The 14594-nt window shown below is 72.0% G+C and carries 14 protein-coding genes; 11 read left to right on the plus strand and 3 right to left on the minus strand.

Going from position 1 to position 14594, the window contains the following annotated elements; all coding sequences use genetic code 11:
- Window positions 1-227 precede the first annotated feature (227 nt).
- The 8 genes from WMF36_RS11945 (at window position 228) to rodA (ending at window position 8917) form a co-directional block, all read left to right on the plus strand.
- Window positions 228-1199 carry a prolipoprotein diacylglyceryl transferase gene (locus tag WMF36_RS11945; protein ID WP_437579723.1) on the plus strand — a complete coding sequence of 324 codons (972 nt, stop codon included), beginning with the start codon at window positions 228-230 and terminating at the stop codon, window positions 1197-1199.
- A 656-nt stretch (window positions 1200-1855) separates the two neighbouring features.
- Window positions 1856-2806: an RNA recognition motif domain-containing protein gene (locus WMF36_RS11950; RefSeq protein ID WP_437579724.1), complete on the plus strand. Its 951-nt coding sequence runs from the start codon at window positions 1856-1858 to the stop codon at window positions 2804-2806.
- A 192-nt stretch (window positions 2807-2998) separates the two neighbouring features.
- Entirely contained in the window at window positions 2999-3160 is a 162-nt protein-coding gene (rpmG, locus tag WMF36_RS11955) for a 50S ribosomal protein L33 (RefSeq protein ID WP_437489944.1), read from the plus strand.
- Between the two features lie 112 nt (window positions 3161-3272).
- Complete coding sequence (locus WMF36_RS11960) at window positions 3273-4307, plus strand: rod shape-determining protein (protein WP_061616521.1); 1035 nt, start codon at window positions 3273-3275, stop codon at window positions 4305-4307.
- A 138-nt stretch (window positions 4308-4445) separates the two neighbouring features.
- A complete protein-coding gene (gene mreC, locus WMF36_RS11965; RefSeq protein ID WP_437579725.1) occupies window positions 4446-5303 on the plus strand; it encodes a rod shape-determining protein MreC in 858 nt (285 codons plus the stop codon).
- A gap of 4 nt (window positions 5304-5307) precedes the next feature.
- Window positions 5308-5832 carry a hypothetical protein gene (locus tag WMF36_RS11970; protein WP_437579726.1) on the plus strand — a complete coding sequence of 175 codons (525 nt, stop codon included), beginning with the start codon at window positions 5308-5310 and terminating at the stop codon, window positions 5830-5832.
- The gene (gene mrdA, locus WMF36_RS11975) at window positions 5829-7784 is read left to right on the plus strand and encodes a penicillin-binding protein 2 (protein WP_437579727.1); all 1956 of its coding nucleotides are present in this window, start codon (window positions 5829-5831) and stop codon (window positions 7782-7784) included. The genes WMF36_RS11970 and mrdA overlap by 4 nt, the downstream gene beginning before the upstream one ends.
- Window positions 7781-8917 carry a rod shape-determining protein RodA gene (gene rodA / locus WMF36_RS11980; protein ID WP_437579728.1) on the plus strand — a complete coding sequence of 379 codons (1137 nt, stop codon included), beginning with the start codon at window positions 7781-7783 and terminating at the stop codon, window positions 8915-8917. Before mrdA ends, rodA begins: the two co-directional genes overlap by 4 nt.
- 33 nt (window positions 8918-8950) lie before the next feature.
- Here the strand turns inward: rodA and WMF36_RS11985 are convergent, their stop codons facing one another.
- From WMF36_RS11985 to WMF36_RS11995, 3 genes are all read right to left on the minus strand, one after another.
- A complete protein-coding gene (locus WMF36_RS11985) occupies window positions 8951-10252 on the minus strand; it encodes a GTP-binding protein (protein WP_437579729.1) in 1302 nt (433 codons plus the stop codon).
- 130 nt (window positions 10253-10382) lie between these two features.
- Entirely contained in the window at window positions 10383-11087 is a 705-nt protein-coding gene (locus WMF36_RS11990; RefSeq protein WP_437579730.1) for a PA14 domain-containing protein, read from the minus strand.
- A gap of 103 nt (window positions 11088-11190) precedes the next feature.
- Window positions 11191-12027, minus strand: coding sequence for a rhomboid family intramembrane serine protease (locus tag WMF36_RS11995; RefSeq protein WP_437579731.1), 837 nt, complete (start codon window positions 12025-12027; stop codon window positions 11191-11193).
- Window positions 12028-12509: 482 nt separating this feature from the next.
- Between WMF36_RS11995 and WMF36_RS12000 the strand changes: the two genes are divergently transcribed.
- From WMF36_RS12000 to WMF36_RS12010, 3 genes are read left to right on the plus strand one after another with little or no spacing between them, the layout of a single operon-like run.
- Complete coding sequence (locus WMF36_RS12000; protein WP_437579732.1) at window positions 12510-13139, plus strand: RNA polymerase sigma factor; 630 nt, start codon at window positions 12510-12512, stop codon at window positions 13137-13139.
- Window positions 13136-13984 carry a hypothetical protein gene (locus WMF36_RS12005; protein ID WP_437579733.1) on the plus strand — a complete coding sequence of 283 codons (849 nt, stop codon included), beginning with the start codon at window positions 13136-13138 and terminating at the stop codon, window positions 13982-13984. Before WMF36_RS12000 ends, WMF36_RS12005 begins: the two co-directional genes overlap by 4 nt.
- The gene (locus WMF36_RS12010) at window positions 13984-14586 is read left to right on the plus strand and encodes a hypothetical protein (RefSeq protein WP_437579734.1); all 603 of its coding nucleotides are present in this window, start codon (window positions 13984-13986) and stop codon (window positions 14584-14586) included. Before WMF36_RS12005 ends, WMF36_RS12010 begins: the two co-directional genes overlap by 1 nt.
- The last annotated feature ends 8 nt before the right edge of the window (window positions 14587-14594 follow it).

A 14594-nucleotide genomic window follows, 5' to 3' on the forward strand; every position in this document is an offset into this window, starting at 1 on the left:
GCGGCAGATTTACGCCTCTCCCCGGCGAATGGCGAACTCTTGATGACGCCGGCGTGGTCATCTCGCGGGGCCTGCCCGCGAACGCCGCGGCCGTTCGAGCGCGGGCGGCCCTCGAGCCCGCGTCCGTCGGCGCCGCGCGGAGCGCGCGCGCCGTCGACGACCGGTGTCGCTCCGGCGTCGTTGACGGCGGATGGCTTTCGCATCGCCGCTGCGCTAGGGGGAGCGGCGTGTCCGGCCCCCTGATCCCTTACATCGATCTCCCCGAGATCCCGCTCTCGTTCCTCGAGCACATCCCGCTCGTGGGCCAGCTCATCGATCCGGCGAAGCCGCCGTCGATCAAGCCGTTCGGCACGCTGGTGGCGCTCGGCGTCTACATCGGCGCCGTGGTCGCCACGCGGCACGCGCGCGAGCGGAAGCTGGACGAGAAGAAGATGGGCGAGTTCATCTTCTGGGTCGTGGCGGCCGGCTTCATCGGCGGGCACGTCTTCGATGCGATCTTCTATCACCCGCAGCGGGTCGCCCGCGATCCTCTCTACCTCTTCGCGCTCTGGGACGGCCTGTCGAGCTTCGGCGGCTTCACCGGCGCGCTGATCGGCGCCGCCTCCTGGCGCTTTTATCGCCGCGAGAAGATCCTGCCTTACACCGAGGTCGTCAGCAGCGCGTTTCCGCTCGCGTGGGTCTTCGGGCGCGCCGGCTGCGCGTCGGTCCACGATCACCCGGGCCGCCTCTCCGACGCGTGGTTCGCGGTCCGATACCCGCTCGGGAACGGTCACATCGGCCGGTTCGATCTCGGCCTCTACGAGTGCCTGCTCACGATCCCGCTCGCGATCGCGTTCGCGGTGCTCTGGCGCCGGAACCCCCACCGTCCTCTCGGGTTCTACATCGGGATCATGTGCACCGCGTACGCGCCGGTGCGGTTCGGGCTCGACTTCCTGCGCGAGCGGGAGGGCACGCTCGTCGGCGGCGACCCGCGCTACGGCGGCCTCACCCCCGCGCAGTGGGCCTGCTTCGGTCTGCTCGCGGTGGGCATCTATTTCCTGCGCATGGCGGCGCGCGGCGAGCCGTCGAGCGCCGGGGTGGGCCCGCTCAACGGCGCTCCGCGCGTCGCGGACGATGACGCGTCCGACGACGACGAAGGGGGCGATGAGGGCGACGAAACCGAGGAGCCCCGGGCGTCCCGCGCCCGGGTCAATCGGTAATCCCCCGAGCCGCGCCCTGCGGGCCTCGTGCGCCCCGGCCGTCGAACCCTTCCTCCGGCGCTGCCATGCAGCAGAAGCGGCGAATGGCGCCCTCGCAAGGCCAGTCGTCCAGGCGGCCCTTGGCTTCCTGGGAAGGCGCATCGGGGCCCGCGCGTCTCGCGGTGTCGCAAAAATTCACTGTGTTTTCAGTTGCTTGCGCGCCGTCGTCCGGTCGTGTCGGACAGAACGACATCGCGCGATCCCCTCATGATGCGGCCAGCGCTGGAAGACGCAGCCCTCCCGAGCGCTGCGTCTTCCCGACGCCCATGTCCGGCGCCGCCCGCCTGTGACGGAGGGGGGCGGCGCGGCTGCCCGGTCCGCCGGAGCTGCGCCTCTGGCGTTGGGGGGACCCGGGACCGCTCCTTACGGGCCTGCTTTTGGCTCGCTCGCCCGTGGCGGGTCCCTTGACGCGCCAGGGGCGCTAGATATCGTGGGGTGGAGTTTGCACCAGAGGGTCGGCCCGCCGACCTTCGCTCGATTGAGCTCGGTTGCCCCTTCCGCCGAAGGCGGGGTCGATCGAGGCGCGCTCGCGGAACGCTCCGCATCATCGACATCGATCACGGAGCGAGTGGACCAAATAAGAGGGAACGCAGGGGCCAACCCCAGGTTTTTCTACAATGGCTGAAGATTCGCGTAAGTTGTTCGTGGCGGGCTTGCCCGACTCCATCACCGAAGACGTTTTGCGGCAGCTCTTCGAGGCCACCGGCGGCAACGTCGTCGAGGTCAGTCTTCCGAAAGATCGCGCGACAGGTCGTCCGCGCGGCTTCGGCTTCGTCACGCTCTCGACAACCGGCGAAGCCAACGCCGCGCGCGAGTCGCTCGACGGGTCCTTTCAGGGCGGCAAGTCCATCTCGGTCCGCCCCTTCCAGGCCGAGCCGCCGAGGCGCGAGGGGCGCCCGATGGGCCCTGGCGGCGGTCCGCCGGGCGTCGGCGGTGGTCTCGGCGGCGGCGGCGGGGGCGGCGGTGCGGGCCTCGGGCCGGCCGGAGCGCCCGATCGGACCCTCTACGTCGGCAATCTCCCCTATGACGCGAGCGTCGAGGAGGTCGAGGGGCTGATCGGCTCGACGGGCGCGGGGCCGGTGGTGCGGGTCCACCTGCCCATGGACCCTGACGGTCGCAAGCGCGGGTTCGGCTTCGTGACGATGGCCAGCGCCGAGGCGGCGCGCGGCGCGATCGATGCGCTGCGCGGTGTGGACGTGCGTGGCCGGCGCCTCGTCGTCAACCTCGCTCATCCGAAGGGCGAGCGGCCCGAGCGCGAGCAGCGCCCCGGCGGCTTCGGCGGCGGCGGCGGCTTCCCCGGCGGTGGCGGTGGCTTCCCCGGCGGTGGCGGTGGCGGTGGCTTCCCCGGCGGCGGCGGCGGCGGCGGCGGCTTCGCGGGCGGCCCTGGCGGCGGCGCGCCTCCGCCTCCTGCGCGCAAGACGTTCGACGATCGCCGGCGGCGCGGTGCACACGACGGCGACGGCCCTCCCGGTGCTGGTGGCGGTGCCCCCGGCGCTGCCGGCAAGCGCAGCAACAACAAACAGAACTGGGATCGCGGTCGCACGGGTGACGACTGGGACGACGAATGAGCTCTCCCGGTTGACAACTGCACCGTTTCTCGTAGGGTAGGCGCCCTCCAGACGGGCGGTCGGGCGTCGCTGAGCCCGCTCACGTCCACTGGTCCCCTGCCGGTTGCGGTCCCAGCGCTCCCGTGCTGCCCGCGCCTAGGTTCAACCAGGGCCGTCTGTGAAACAGATCGGCCCCGTCTTCGGAGATCTCCGATGCGCGACATCATCAAGCTGACGTGCGGTACCTGCGGCCGCGCGAACTACCACACGACGAAGAACAAGCGGACGATGACGGAGAAGTTCGTCATCAAGAAATTTTGCCCCACCGAGCGCAAGCACACCGAGCACAAAGAAGGCAAGATCTCGAAGGGCTAGGCCACGCTGCACTGCTGGCTGCTGCCGCCGGGCCCGCTCTTGCGGGCCTCGGGTCAGGCTTCTGCGCCCTCGCGGTGCTCGGCTTAACCTTGTTCATTTCTAGGGCGAAGCGATGATCTTCGACTGGCTCTACGGCCTGTTCTCGAACGATCTCGCGATCGATCTCGGCACCGCCACCACCCTCATCTACGTGAAGGGCAAGGGGATCGTGTCATGCGAGCCCTCGGTGGTCGCCGTCCAGCGTGATGCTCGCGGCGGCAAGAAGGTGCTCGCCGTCGGCCGCGAGGCGAAGGAGATGCTCGGGCGCACCCCGGGCAACATCCAGGCGGTGAGGCCGCTGCGCGACGGCGTCATCGCCGACTTCGAGATCACCGAGGCGATGCTCCGGTACTTCATCGCGCGCGCGCACAACCGCCGCACGCTCGTCAAGCCGCGCATCATCATCTGCGTCCCCTTCGGGATCACCGAGGTCGAGAAGCGGGCGGTGAAGGAGAGCGCCGAGGGCGCCGGCGCGCGCGAGGTCTACCTGATCGAGGAGCCGATGGCGGCGGCGATCGGCGCCGGGCTGCCGATCACCGAGCCCAGCGGCAACATGGTCGTCGACATCGGCGGCGGCACGACCGAGGTCGCCGTCATCTCCCTCGCCGGCATTGTCTACTCGCAGAGCGTTCGCGTCGGCGGCGACAAGATGGACGAGTCGATCATGGCCTACATGAAGCGCAAGTACAACATGGCCATCGGCGAGCAGACCGCGGAGCGCATCAAGATCACGGTCGGCAACGCGTACCCGCTCGAGCAGCAGCTCACGATGGAGGTCAAGGGGCGCGACATGGTCGCGGGCATCCCCAAGACGGTCGTCGTCAACTCCGACGAGATCCGCGACTCGCTGAGCGAGCCGACGAACGCCATCGTGGACGCCGTGCTCATCGCGCTGGAGCGCACGCCGCCGGAGCTCGCCGCCGACATCGTCGACAAGGGCATCGTGCTCACCGGCGGCGGCTCGCTCCTCAAGAACCTCGACGTGCTCCTCCGCGAGGAAACGGGGCTGCCCGTGATGGTGTGCGACGACCCGATCAGCGCCGTGGTGCTCGGCAGCGGCAAGGCGCTGGATCACCTCGAGCTCTTGAAAGAGGTCACGATCAGCTGACGTCTGATCTCGTGCCCCGCCCGTGAGCTTGCCGGCGGGGCTCTGCTGCGGCGCGCGCCTCGCGGGGGCGGGCGCCGCGCGGCGACGACAGGGGTGGCCTCGCGGGTCGCCCCGTACTACCTGGGTCCGGGAGCCACGGTGAACCTGAAACGCTACCGCGACTTCGTGATCGTGCTGCTGGCGCTCGCGGTGCCGTTCTGGTTCTTGCGCGCCAGCATGCGCGACCCCAAGCAGAACACGGGGGCCGACCGGATCATCATCGGCCTCGCGGCGCCGATCCAGTACGCGGCCGCGACCCTGGCGCGCGGCCTCTCGAACCTCTGGGGCGACTACATCTACCTGGTCGACGTCAAGGAGGACAACGCCAGGCAGGCCTCGCAGATCGCCCGCCTCCGCGAGCGGGTGCGGAAGCTCGAGGCGCTCGAGGAGGAGAACCGGCGCCTGCGCAGGCTGCTCGATCTGCGCCAGAGCCTCCGCACCGACGTGGTGAGCGCCCAGGTCGTCGGCAAGAGCACCAACGATTTCTTCCGCGTGGTGCGCGTCACGCTCGACCGCGAGGCGCGGGACATCGGCTCCAACCTGCCGGTCCTCTCCGCGGACGGCGTGGTCGGCACGACGCTGAAGAGCGCCGGCGACACGGTCGACGTGCGGCTCGTCGTCGACGGGGGCAGCGGCGTCGATGTGGTCGTCGAGCGCACCGGCGCGCGCGGCTTCGTCCGCGGCACGGGCGACGAGAGCAAGTACTCCTGCAGCGTGGAGTATGTGCAGCGCACCGACGAGATCGAGGTCGGCGACCTCCTCGTGACCAGCGGCGTCGGCCGGCGCTTTCCGAAGGGGATCCCGGTCGGGACCGTGACGCAGGTCGTCCGCCGCGATTTCGGCATCTACCAGCAGGTCTACGTCGCCCCGGCCGTCGATTTCTCCCGGCTGGAGGAGGTGCTCATCGTGACGACGACGCCTCCGGAGGAGGCGCCGCCGCAGGCGCAGCGGAGGTGACGCGATGAGAAACTCCGCGTTCCTGGCGATGGGCGCCGCCCTGCTGATCGTTCAGTCGAACCTGTTCCGGCTCATCGGCAAGCTGAACATCCCGGGCTCCACGCCGAGCCTGCTCCTGCCGCTCGTCGTGTTCATGGGGGTGCACGAGTACTCGATCGCGCGCGGCGCCGCGCTCGCCTTCCTGCTCGGCTACCTGCTCGATCTCTTCACCGGCGCGCCGGTCGGCCTGTTCACCTTCATCACCGTGGCGACCTTCGTCGTGTCGCGGGCGGCCGGCGTGCGGCTCGCCGCGCAGACGCTCCTCACGAAGATCGCGCTGGCCTTCGTCTTCGGCCTCGTCGAGGGGGTGCTCATCGTGATCCTCACCGCCATCTTCGGGGGCGACGCGGCGCGCCCCCGCGCGCTCGCCCTGCTCGTCGCGCCGCACGCGGTCTCGACGGCGCTCTTCGCGCCGTTCGTCTTCGCGCTGGCCGAGCGCGTGCACCAGGCGACGATCAACGTCCCGCGGCCGGGGGAGAGCCCGCGGTGAGCCTCCTCGTCCAGCGCTCCGACGTGAGCGAGTTCCGCCGGCGCTTCCGGTGGATCGCGCTCGGCATGGTGGTGGGCTTCATGGTGCTCATCGGGCGCCTGTTCTACCTCCAGATCCTCGAGGCCGACGAGAACATGGCCATCGCCCGGGAGAACATCGTGCGGCGGGTGACGCTCGCGACCACGCGCGGCATCATCCGGGACAAGAACGGCAAGGTGCTCGCGGCGAGCCGGCCCTCGTACAACGTGTACGTCGTCCCGCGGCGCCTCGACATGGAGACGACCTGGCCGAAGATCGTCGAGTACCTCGGCGTCGGGATCGAGGAGCGCGCGCGGCTCGAGGCGCTCATCACCTCGATCCGCGCTGACGAGGGCCCGCGCAAGAACCAGCAGATCCTGCTGAAGGAGGACATCTCGCGCGACGCCGTGGCGACCCTGGCGACGCATGACGCCGAGCTGCCGGGCGTCGACGTGGTGCCGGTCCCGGTGCGCTACTACCCGTACGAGGAGGTCGGCTCGCACGTCCTCGGCTACATGGCCGAGGTGGACGCCGAGCGGCTCGCGTCGCTCCGGAGCGTCGGCTACATCGAGGGCGACCGCATCGGCGTCACCGGGATCGAGCGCGCCTGGGAGAGCTACCTCCGCGGCACGCGCGGCTGGGAGAAGGTGCTCGTCGACGCCAAGGGGCGGCGCCGGACGGGCGGCGAGGGGATCATCGAGGAGCCGCTGCGGGTCGACCCGATCCCCGGGCGCGACCTCCGGCTGACGCTCGACGCCGACATCCAGAAGGCGATCGACAAGGCGATGCGCGGCGAGCTCGCCGGCGGCGTCGCGGTCATCGACGTGCGCACCGGCAGGATCCTCGGGCTCTACTCGAAGCCCGGCTACAACCCGAACGCGCTCTCGGGCGGCTCGGGCAAGCAGGTCATCCGCGACGCCTTCCGGCGGCTCTACTCCGATCCGCTGAAGCCCGCCCTCGACAAGACGCTCTCCGGAGCGTACCCGCCCGGCTCGACCTTCAAGCCGTTCACCGCGCTGGCGGCGCTCGAGAAGGGGCTCATCGATCCCCGGCAGTCCTCGCGGTGCCGGGGCGCGCTCACGTTCGGCAAGCGCACCTTCCGGTGCACGCACGTGCACGGACCGGTCGCGATGCAGAAGGCCATCGCCGAGTCGTGCAACGTCTTCTTCTACCGGCTCGCGGCGGAGTACGGCGTCGGCATGGACGTCATCGCCGAGATGGGCCAGCGCTACGGGCTCGGCGCGCGGACGGGGCTCGGCATCAACGCGGAGGCGGGCGGCAGGATGCCGACTCGGGCGTGGATGACGCTCCGGAACAAGGGCCAGTTCCGCCTCGGGTTCGGCCTGAACGCGGCGATCGGCCAGGGCGCGACGACGGTCTCCGTGCTCCAGCTCGCGCTGGCGTACGCGGCGCTCGCGAACGGCGGCACGCTGTACCAGCCGCAGATCGTGCGGGCCGTCGAGACGAGCGCCGGCACGGTCGTCCAGGAGTTCACGCCGCGCGTGCGCCGCCAGATCGACATCCGGCCGGAGAACCTCACCCTCGTGCACCGGGCGATGGTCGCCGGTGTGAACGAGGAGGGCGGCACGGCGTTCAAGGCGCGCGTCGCCGGCGTCGAGATGGCGGGCAAGACCGGGACCGCGCAGGTCTCGCACCGGCTCACGCGCGGCGTCGAGGCCGAGCGGGTCTGGTACTTCAACCGCGAGCACGCCTGGTTCGCCGGCTACGCGCCGGCGCGCGCGCCCGAGGTCGCCGTGGTCGTGCTGGTCGAGCACGGCGGCGCCGGCGGCAAGCACGCGGCGCCCGTCGCCTTCGAGGTCGTCCGCGCGTACCAGGAGCTCGCGAAGGAGCGGCGCGGCGGCCCCAGTGAGGGGCCGCGCGCGGGCAAGAGCAGCGCGGGCCGCGCGCCCGCCGCGTCGGGGCGCACGCCATGATCCGGGGCGATTCCCTCTCAGCGCGTGATCGCGACCACTTCGACTGGCCGCTCTTCATCGCCGCGGTGTCGATCGCGGTGCTCGGCGTCGTCAACCTCTACAGCGCGACGAGCGTCTACTCCGGCTCGCGCGCGGAGCTCTACATCAGCCAGGTCTACTGGCTGTTCATGGGCGGCATCATCGGCGGCGTCCTGATCGCGATCGACTACCGGCACCTGGAGCGCCTCGGCTACGTTCTCTACACGTTCGGCGTCTTCTCGCTGGCGCTCGTCTTCGTGCTCGCGCGCGACGTGCGCGGCTCCGCGCGGTGGATCGAGTTCGGGGCGTTCCGCTTCCAGCCCAGCGAGTTCATGAAGGTGTTCCTGGTCATCGCGCTGGCGAAGTTCCTGCACGACGATCCGCGCAACGAGGGCCGCACCCTCCGCGATCTCGCGATCCCGGCGACGCTGACCGCGGTCCCTGCGCTCCTCGTGCTCAAGCAGCCCGATCTCGGGACGGCGACCATCCTCGTGTTCGTCTTCCTGACGATCGCGGCGGTCACGCGGGTGCGTTGGCGGAGCGCCGCGCTGTTCGTCGTGTCCATCCTCGTGGCGGTGCCGATCCTCTGGGAGTACGTGCTGCTCGATTACCAGCGCGCCCGCGTCCTCGTGTTCCTCCACCCCGAGGAGGACCTCCTGCACCGCGGCTGGCACGCCCACCACTCGCGCGTGGCGATCGGCAACGGCGGGCTGTTCGGCAACGGGTACCTCCGGGGCACCCAGAACCAGTTCCTCTTTCTGCCGGACCAGTTCACCGACTTCCCGTTCCCGGTCTTCGCCGAGGAGTGGGGGTTCGTCGGGTGCGTGGTCCTCGTGTGCCTCTATGCGTTCCTGGTCGTGTGGGGGATCCGCATCGCGTCGATGGCGAAGGACCGCTTCGGCGCGGTGCTCGGCGTCGGCTGCGCGGCGATCATCTTCTGGCACGCGGTCATCAACCTCGGCATGACGTCGGGCGTGCTGCCGGTCGTCGGCGTCACGCTGCCCCTGTTCTCGTACGGCGGATCGAGCGTGACCACCGTGATGGTCGCGATCGCGCTGCTCATGAGCGTGTCGATGCGCCGCTACTCCGGCGTCGCCTCGCTCGATCGCCTGTGACGGCCGCGGGGCTGCCCTCGCACCAGCGCCGCGTCAGATCGCGCTTTCGGCGAGCCGCGCTTCGATGACGAACGCGAACGCCTTGAGCGCGTCGCGCTCGGTCACCTCGCTGCCGGAGCGCGCTCTCCGGACCGCGGCGCGGAAGCCGAGATAGCGGCGCCCGTCCAGGCCGAGCAGCGCCGGCACCGTCGCGGCGTCGCGCGGCGCGTCGGTCGAGCCGGCGAGCTCCGCCGCCTTGTCGAGGATCCCCGCGACGAGCGCGTCGCAGCGATTGAGCGCCACGGCGTACCGCTCGGCGGCGATGGCCGCCTCGATCTCGGCGACCACCTCGCGCTCGGCGGTCGGCCACAGCGCCACGAACGAGAGGCCCGGCTGGGCGAGGTGCCTCGTGGCCGCGGACGGTCCATCCGCGCGCGCGGTCGCCGGGGCCTCCGCCGATGCGGCCAGCCTCCGGGCGGCGAGCCGCAGCGACGACGGTATCCCGCGGCTCACCGGATCCCTGACGCCGGTGCTGCGCGGCGGGACGTCGAGACCCGGCGAGGAGGTCGCGCCGGGCGCGGCCTCGCCCTCGCCCGGTTCGTCGATCGTCGAGTGCGGGGGCATCGTCGACCACGGCTTGCTGGGCGGAGCGAGCCGGGAGATCACCGCATCGAGCTGCGCCGACGGCGGCGGCGACGCGTCGCGCAGCGCGGTGACGAGCCCGCCCTCGATCGCGTCGAACCCGCCGAGCCCGCTGCCCATCGCGTCGGGCAGGCGGCTCTCGAAGGCGCGCAGCACCGCGGCGCTGATCTCCTCGAGCCCCTCGTAGATGCCGAGCCCCGTCTTCGCCGACGTGGCCAGCGAGACGGCGCGGAACGGGTTCAGCATCGCGTCGAGCTCCTCCAGGGGGAGCAGATCCGGCAGATCGCGCTTGTTGTGCTGAAAGACGAGCGGGATGTGCTGCAGCCCCCGCCCCTGCTCGGCCAGGTTGTCGCGCAGGTTTTCCAGGCTTTCCACGTTTGCGTCAGCGCGAACGGCCTGCGAGTCGCTGACGAACACGATGCCGTCGGCGCCCGTGAGCACCAGCTTCCGGGTCGCGTTGAAGTAGACCTGCCCCGGCACCGTGAAGAGCTGGAGCCGCACGTTCATCCCGCGCAGCTGCGGGAGTCGGACCGGCAGGAAGTCGAAGTAGAGCGTCCGGTCGACCGGCGTCGCCAGGGAGACGAGCTTACCGCGGTACTCGGGCTTCGCGGTGGCGTGCAGGTACTCGAGCGTGGTCGTCTTGCCGCCCAGGCCGGGGCCGTAATAGACGATCTTGAATACGAGCTCGCGCGACAGTGGGTTCACCGACGCCATGGGCGGCGGCGACGATACACGAAAAGGGGATCGGGGGCGCCGTGGCGTGCGCGGGCACGCGTCAGCCCGCCGCGCGCCGCGCCGGACGGCGCTGGCCGAGCTCCGGTCGGCCGGCCGGCGCGGTCCTTCGTCAACGGAGCCCGACGAGCGGCTCGAGCTTGTCCTTCTGGCCCATCTGGAGCAGGAGCGCGACCTGGCCCCGCTGTGCCTGGAAGTAGTCGAGCCGCAGCCGGTGCGTCCCCTCGGTGAGCCGCGTCTCGCCGTCCGCGCTCTTCGCGCTGTGGCCCCCGTCGTTCGCGAGCACGCGCTTGTCGTCGATGTAGAGGATCGCGCCGTCGTCCGCGGTGAGCCGGAACTGGTACATGCCCTCCTGCGGCGCCTTGAACTCCCCCTCGAAGCGGAGGGCGAACCACTCGTTCTGCGCGAGCGCTCCCGGGAAGCCGGCGGAGAAGTCCTGCGACTTCACCTCGAACTTGTCCGTGTACAGCACAGCGAACGGCACGAGCCCGTCGAAGCTCGGGAGCTTCCGGCTGTTCTCGGGGATCACGTAGGCGAGCCCCCGGAAGGCGCCGCTCTCCCCGTTGCCGAACACGTTCGGGGCGGTGATGCGCGGCGCGTTGTGCGTGGGCAGGCGCCACTTCGGGGATTTGCGGCGCGCCGGCTCCGGATCCGGCTTGGCCGGCTTGCGCGACCGGGAGGCGGTCTTGGCGGGGGGAGGTGGGGGCGGCGGCGACGTCTCGGCCGACTTGCTGCCGCTCTGGATGGTGACGTGGCAGCCGCCGAGGAGAGACGCGGCAAGCACGCACGAGGCGATGCGCGATGAGGTTCGGACCATGACGTCTCCTGAGAGGGAACGGACGGACAGGCCCGCCCCCACGTGAATGCGAGGATGGCGCTTAGACGTTCGGGCAGGGCGCGGCAATCAGCGTCACGCTTCGTCAGGGGCCGTCCGGCGCGGGCGACCCCGCCCCGGTCGCCGCCCCGGGGTCGTCGCGCTCCTCGCGTGCGGGCGCCTCGATCCGCGAGAGCCCGTCGATCGACTCCGTGGCACGCCAGAGCGGCGAGCGCTGGGCGAGCCCGAGCGCGGCGAGGCAGGCGAGCACGCCGGCGAGCGCGCCGGCGTTCATCACGCCCTCGAACCGGATCCGCGCCGGGCCCGCGTAGATCACCCCGAGCAGCGCGCCGCTGGCCAGGCCCCCGATGTGCGCCGCGTTGTTGATGCGGATGCCGGTGTTCGACGCGTTCACGACGAAGCCGAAGAGGACGATGTAGAACACGGCCTGGAGCGCCAGGTCCTTCCAGCGCGGGTCGCGGCGGCGGAGCAGCCAGCCGAGCAGGAGGCCCATCACGCCGAACACCGCGCCGCTCGCGCCCGCCGTGCACACGGCCTCGGGCTGCACGAAGAGGTTCCAGGCGGCGCTCGCGATGAAGCCGAACAGGCCCGTGAGGACGTAGACGATCGCGAACCGCGCCGAGCCGACGGCGGGCTCGGCGGCGCGGGCGAGCATGCCGAGCGTCATCATGTTCATGCCGAAGTGGAGGACGCCCATGTGGACGAAGACCGCGGAGAGCAGGCGGAACGGCTCGAACGGCTCTCCTGGCTCCACGAGGAGCGCGCCGAAGCGGAGGTAGTTCGACCTGTCCCACGCCGAGAGGAGGCCGAGATCGCGGGAGTGCGCGGCCACCATCTGCCCGACGAATACGAACGCCGTGAGCCCGCCGAGGATCTTGGTCGCGAGCAGGCTCCGCCCATCGAGGGGCCCCCTCGACGGCACGGCGCGGGCCGATGGGAGGAGCAGCGGCGCTCCACAGCGGATGCATCGGCTGAAGTCGCTCCCGTTGAGGGCGCCGCAGCGCGCGCAATTCAGCGAGCGCCGCCGCTCGCCGGACGGCCCTGCCGTCACAGGCCGGTCCCGACGCGCCGCCCAACCCCGGGGCGTGCGCGAGACCTGAACGTTGTATCGAGGGTCACGAGGGCTTCCTTTCACGGAGAACGCTCCGCGTCGAGGCCGGCACAATGTGGAGGCTCCGGGCCGTAAGGTCCACGGCTTTGGGCCGTTGTCGAGGTGTGAATGCGGCAGCCCTCCCGCGCTCGGTCCCCGCCGCCGCGTGGCGCCCGCGCGGTGGCGCGCGGCGGCACCCCGGCGGCGCGCCCGTGTTCCTCGACGGCCGCGGGGCGCGCCGTCCCGCCGCGGGCGCAAGGCGGACTTCGGTGCGAACCGTCCCACGTCCGGGTATCGTCGCCGCTGTGACGGCGGTGGCAGCAGCGAGGCCTGATCTCGAGGCGGAGCGCCTGCAATGCGATCGCGCCGCGCAGGGCGATCGTGCCGCGCTAGGCCAGCTGCTCCGCAGGTACGGGCCTGCGCTGTACCGCGCGGTGCTGCTGCCCCGCCTCGGCTCCGACGCGGCCGCGCAGGACGCCCTCGCCGAGACCTACGCGCGGGTGGTCGAGCGGTTCTCCCAGTTCCAGTGGCAGAGCTGCGGCATCTACCCCTGGCTCCGCGTGATCGCGCTGCGGATCGCGCTCGACATGCTCCGCGCGCGACGCCGCGAGGCGCTCTTCGAGCCCGAGGATCTGCAGCGCGAGATCGACGCCGCCGAGACCGATCTCACCGCCCGCGGCGAGGTCGAGCTCTGCGAGAAGCGCGACCTCGCCGACGCGCGGGCGCGGGTCGATGACGCGCTCGGGCGCCTCAACCCGCGCTACGCCGAGGCGATCCGGCTCCGGGTGCTCGAGGAGCGGCCCCGCGACGAGGTGGCCCTCGCGCTCGGGGTCAGCGTGGCGACGTTCGATGTCGTCCTGCACCGCGCCATGACCGCGCTGAAGAAGGTGCTCGCCGCGGGGGTCACCGCGCCGCGCGCGGAGCATAAGGAAGGGGCGCGATGAAGCCGCGGCGGCCCTCGGATCCGCGCCCCTCGTCGACCGGAAACGGACCCGTGGAGCGCCGCGGTGGCCCGGAGCGCGGCCGGCAGCTCGCGCTCGTCTCGCCCGAGGCGGAGCCGTTCGCGCCGGCGTCCGACGACGAGCCGCGCGCCGCGCGCGAGCTCGCGGAGGCGCTCGATCGCGGCGAGGTCCCGCTCGCGGAGACGCTCCGGGCCGCAGCTCGGCCTGTCGGGCTCGACAGGGCCGACCACGAGGCGCTGCTCGCGCGCGCGCTCGGCGACGACGACGCGCCGCCGACCAGGGCCGAGCGGCGCGCCGCCGAGCGCCTGCGGGAGGCGCTCGATCCAGGGGCCGCCGGCTGGGGCGGGCCCGGGCGGGGCGGCGGCTCCGGCGGCGACGGGGAGCTCGCCTCGCCCGGCGCGCGCGACGAGCTCGCGGAGCTCGCCGTCGCGCTCCGGGCCGCGTGGCGTCCGGCGCCGCTCGCGGAGCTCCGGAACAGCGCGCTCGTCGAGGGGGCCCTCCGCGCCTCGCCCGCGCATCGCGCCCGGCGCATCGCGCCGGTCACGATGGCGGCGCTCTCGACCCTCGCCGCGGCGGCGGCCGCCGCCGCGTTGATCTTCGGCCAGATCCGGGAAGAGCGCGCCTCTGTCGCGCGCGCGCCCGGCGACGACGGCGCGCCGCCCGCGCCGCTGCCCTCGCTGATCGAGGCGCGCTCGACCTCCGCGCTCTTCGATCCGGTCGCGCCGTTCCCGAGGGAGGGCGGCCAGACCGAGCGGATCGATCGCATCGCCGCCGCGCGCGCGTCCGATCTGCGCCAGAACCGCTATGCGGCGTGGGGGGTGCGCTGATGCGGAGCCCTCGCTTCGTCGTCGCTTGCCTGGGGTTCCTCATAGCGGCGCACCTCGGGTGCGCCCGGGACGACGAGCGTGCGCGCGCCGGCGCGGCCCCGGGCGATCCGGCGTGCGCGTGCGCCCCGGCGCAGATCGTCGATCCCACGCTGCTCGCCTTTCTCTCCAGGGCGCGCGCGGCGCACCACGCCGCCGACGTGGCGCTCGGCGCGGGCGATCGCGCCGCCGCGATCCGCGCCATCGAGGGGATCATCGCAGCGCCGAGGCCGCCGGGCGCGCCGCCGGAGGTCGCCGAGGTGACGGCGGACACCTACGCCCGGCTGGCGGAGCTCCGGGGTGAGGCCGGCGAGTTCGACGCCGCGGCGCGCGACATCGACGCGGGCCTCAGGCTGGCGCCGGCGCCCTCTCATTACGAGGGCCACCTCTACGAAGTGGCGGGCGTGGTCGAGGAGCGCCGCGCGAAGGCGCTGGAAGAGAAGGGGGATCGCGCGGCGGCGGCGCAGGCCCGCGCGCGCGCGGTCGGCCTGCTGGAGCGGGCGATCTCGATCCAGGATCACGTTATCACCGAGGCCCTGAAGGGCGCCCAGGAAAAGCCGCGCTGAAGCGCGCC

The organism is Sorangium sp. So ce887, assembly GCF_051521455.1.
In the GTDB taxonomy this organism is placed as follows: domain Bacteria; phylum Myxococcota_A; class Polyangia; order Polyangiales; family Polyangiaceae; genus Sorangium.